The 596-nt window shown below is 50.2% G+C and carries 1 protein-coding gene; it reads right to left on the reverse strand.

Features of this window, described 5'->3' with window-relative positions:
- On the reverse strand, positions 1 to 362 hold a 362-nt coding region (locus tag B2W96_RS01390; RefSeq protein ID WP_293007800.1), incomplete at its 3' end, for a phosphate acyltransferase.
- Between the last annotated feature and the right edge of the window lie 234 nt (positions 363 to 596).

The raw sequence follows: 596 nt of genomic DNA on the forward strand, positions 1-596 counted from the left end.
CCGCCAAGCAGCGCGTCCGCATAGCCCATCTTCACCAGCATGGTGCCAAAGTAGTTGGGCTGCTTCAGCACCTTGCGGCACTGGTCCTCGTCCATCTTGCCCTTGCGCAGCTCCATCAGCAGCGCCACCATCTTCTCCATATCCGCAAAGTTGGCCGGGTTGATAATCTCGGCGCCCCGGATATTAAAGCCGATGTCTTCGGCCACGGCGGAAATCTCCTCCGGAACGCCCACCAGCACGGGGGTGAGGAACGTACCCGACAGCAGACGGGCGGAAGCCTCCAGCACACGGGGGTCCGTGCCTTCGGTGAAGACAATTCTGCGGGGATTTGCTTTCAACTTTTTGATTAGAAATTCAAACATGCATTTTTCCTCCAATAAATTACCGAAACAACGATTTTCACGGGACTTTTTTACATTACTTCTCATTATACACAACTCAAAAAGCCGGTCAACCAAAAATCTTAAAAAATCAGAAAAAAGACGACGAAAAATTCTCATTCCTTACGTATTTTTTCGTGAACTCTGAATGATATGCAGTCGCAACCCCATTTGCAGGCACGTATGGAGGGCTGCATCCCGTCAAACAACCGTTTT

The sequence above is a fragment of the Oscillibacter sp. UBA6647 genome, assembly GCA_002455655.1.
Lineage (GTDB): Bacteria > Bacillota > Clostridia > Oscillospirales > Oscillospiraceae > Oscillibacter.